General features: G+C 50.6%; 5 protein-coding genes. All 5 read left to right on the top strand.

From position 1 onward, the window contains the following. Positions 1–336 precede the first annotated feature (336 nt). Positions 337–549: a Flp family type IVb pilin gene (locus tag CAG65_RS06635; protein ID WP_161452970.1), complete on the top strand. Its 213-nt coding sequence runs from the start codon at positions 337–339 to the stop codon at positions 547–549. A gap of 18 nt (positions 550–567) precedes the next feature. Then, positions 568–966 (top strand): prepilin peptidase, encoded by a 399-nt coding sequence (locus tag CAG65_RS06630; protein ID WP_161452968.1) that lies wholly within the window; start codon positions 568–570, stop codon positions 964–966. Positions 967–986: 20 nt separating this feature from the next. Beyond that, complete coding sequence (locus CAG65_RS06625; protein WP_021706374.1) at positions 987–1,529, top strand: TadE/TadG family type IV pilus assembly protein; 543 nt, start codon at positions 987–989, stop codon at positions 1,527–1,529. A 9-nt stretch (positions 1,530–1,538) separates the two neighbouring features. Further along, the gene (cpaB, locus tag CAG65_RS06620) at positions 1,539–2,492 is read left to right on the top strand and encodes a Flp pilus assembly protein CpaB (RefSeq protein ID WP_161452966.1); all 954 of its coding nucleotides are present in this window, start codon (positions 1,539–1,541) and stop codon (positions 2,490–2,492) included. A 10-nt stretch (positions 2,493–2,502) separates the two neighbouring features. Further along, positions 2,503–2,753: pilus assembly protein N-terminal domain-containing protein (locus tag CAG65_RS06615; protein WP_202599297.1), on the top strand; the 251-nt coding region annotated here is incomplete at its 3' end.

Here is a 2,753-nt window from a genome sequence, read left to right as displayed (position 1 = left end):
CGTTTGAATCGAGCAGCGTAAAAAACCAACAGCCCTCCAGCACCGGAGGGCTATAGAGCGTCACTCACCAACCGTTCTGAAGCCCCGCACCTTTCCAGACATCTCTGCGCCCCGACTTGACAAAGCGTTGCAATAACCACATAAAAACAAAGCATTTATTGGATCACTTTTTACCGTATTTCAAACCAAAACCAAACTTAGATCACATATTTAAACGAGAAACTCATCAATGACCTCCTAATCTCATTGTTAAGGCGGAATGAAAACTGGAATCAGGATCAATACACATAATCCATGCCAGCCGCGCCAAATCTCGTATCAATGAGGAGAATCAGAATGAACGGAATCAATCACTACACCACTCAGCTGTGGTGCAAGCTGTCTGCCTTTATTCGCGATGACAAAGGTGCATCCGGTATCGAATACGCCATTGTTGCAGCCATTGCTGCGGTTGCAATTGCTGCAGCAACCTTAGGTGATAGTACGATCACAGATAAAATCACAGAGATTTTCACCAGTATAAGAACAGCACTTAGCCCGAGTACTTAAAAAGTTTAGCGGTGAACAATGAGCTTCGCTGTAATTGCAGCATTGTCGATTGCTAGTGTCTGGGATATTAAAACCCAGCGAGTGCCCAATCTTATTAGCCTGGCTGTCTTTGTGATTGCGGTATTCGCGCTGGTTGTGCAGCCCGAGCCAGTGTCGGTTAAAGCCTTACTCGCCGCCATTCTGGTGACGATGGCGATCACATTGCCCGGTTATATCAAAGGCTGGTTGGGCGGCGCAGACATCAAACTACTGCTGGCATTGGCGCTGCTCAGCAGCTATGAACAGATGCTCTGGCTGCTGATCACTGCTTTTGTGCTCTTCATCATTTACTGGTGGGTATTTTACCGTGATAAGGAACACGCCCCTTTTGTACCCGCCCTATTTGTTGCTGTGTGTCTGCAAACGTTTATCGTCTGAAGTTGTGATAAGGAGGCGGTATGGGCCAATCCTATGCCGGTTTTCAGGGAAAGAAGTTAATACTTAAACAACGGGGCGCCGTCGCGATTGAGACGGTTTTCCTGCTGCCTATTGTTATCATTCTGCTGTTTGCGATTGTCCACTACAGCATGATTTTTTTTGCGACCACACTGTTTGACTACGCGGCCAAAGAAAGCATCCGCAGTGCCATGTCTCAGGTGGATGAAAACTGTTACTTCAACGTAGATGGTTGTAGCGATAGCGACACTCTGACGCTGGTCAGCCCAGTGATCCTCGACAGTGCGACTCAAGTGATTCAGGGCGTAACACACGGCAGTGGCAACAGTTTAGGGGTTCTGTTTGGCGTCACATTGCCAGCCCGCAACGAGCTGATTTCGGTTTCCGCGATTGATGGCGGTGGTTGCTGTGAAGTGTCAATCACACTCGATAATTACCGCAATACCCCCTTTTTGCCTCTCAATGTCATCGACGGTTTGCTTCCCGGTGACACATCCGTTTTTCCTGACGCCATTACCGCCACTGCGGTACTGAAACTGAACTAGGAGCTGGCTATGCGAATCCCACACCTCACTCCGGATCTGCTCAAAGTGGTCGCCGGCCTGCTGTTCGCTGCGGCACTGATACTTGGCTGGATGGGCTTGAACAGTCAACCGGTAGCAACCCCCGCCGTGCAGGTGCAACCTGCCGAGCCTGAGTTTATTGTCTGGCGTTTTAATCGCGATCTGCCCGAAGGCGAGCTGCTTGAGCGCCAGTATCTGGACATGACCCGCATTTCGTTTCACAGCAAAAAGCATGTCGAAGATCTGTCCGTCGCTATCGGTCAACGCCTGAAAAAAGCCGTCTATGCCGGTACAGACTTAACCGTTGATATGCTCTCTGAGCCACGTGCCATCATCGATGAGCTGCCGGAAGACTACCGAGCCGTGGCGGTGAAAGCCAACGAAGTCATGACCGTGGGTGGCCATATTCGGGCCGGAGACCGAGTCGATTTGATCTACCTGCTCAAGCCAAACAAAACCACCGGTCCAATGCCGCTGGCCCGTCGTCTGGCTGAAAAGGTTGAAGTACTCGCCATCGGAGATCAGTTGACCAATTCCGCCTCCACCAGCCGTGAAGACAATGCTAAGTCGGTGGTTCTCGCCATTCATGAAAGCCTGGCGCCGTTGATTCTGCTGGCCGAATCAGCCGGTGAATTGCGTTTGGCCGTTGTCGGACACGACGACCTGCCACAGCCAGCTAAACCCGCGCCTACCTATCCGTTATTAGCGAAACGCCTTACGTTCGCCTCAACCCAATATTCGCCAGCCAGCGCCGAGCATGCGGTTAAAACTAAGCCACCAAGGCAGGATTACAGTGTCAATTTGAAGAACCTGACCCGTGAGCAGCAGCAGCCTGAACCAGTCAAACCCAATCAGAAAACAACACCCAAAAAACCCGTACAACGGGCCAGTTACATTGAAGTCATTCAGGGCAGTGAACGCGCCTGGGTAAAAGCAGGCAAGTAATGGAGTATCTATGAGAAGAATAACACTCGGCATCCTTTCTTTTTTTTGGCTATCTTTCGCTTGCTTTGCCAACGATACCATTGCCCTCAAACCGGGCGCTCAAACCGAGTTTAACAGTAAAGAGAAAACCATTATCCGCGCTGCAATGGGCAACCCCAGCATTGCCACCCTGGATGTCCTGAGTAAGAACAAGCTGCTGATATCCGGCCAGGCCATCGGTGAAACGACTTTACTGCTCTGGTATCGCAATCAGTCTGAACC

Origin of the sequence: Vibrio sp. V39_P1S14PM300 (assembly GCF_009904765.1) — a bacterium.
GTDB classification, from domain to species: Bacteria; Pseudomonadota; Gammaproteobacteria; order Enterobacterales; family Vibrionaceae; genus Vibrio; species Vibrio proteolyticus.
The sequence above is the reverse complement of the archived record's forward strand: the minus strand, read 5'-3'. Positions and strand labels throughout refer to the sequence as shown.

Bases quoted from the DNA above. Each gene is read 5' to 3' on its own strand.
- CAG65_RS06630 (WP_161452968.1), top strand. From the start codon at position 568: ATGAGCTTCGCTGTAATTGCAGCATTGTCGATTGCTAGTGTCTGGGAT.
- cpaB (WP_161452966.1), top strand. From the start codon at position 1,539: ATGCGAATCCCACACCTCACTCCGGATCTGCTCAAAGTGGTCGCCGGC.
- CAG65_RS06625 (WP_021706374.1), top strand. From the start codon at position 987: ATGGGCCAATCCTATGCCGGTTTTCAGGGAAAGAAGTTAATACTTAAA.
- CAG65_RS06635 (WP_161452970.1), top strand. From the start codon at position 337: ATGAACGGAATCAATCACTACACCACTCAGCTGTGGTGCAAGCTGTCT.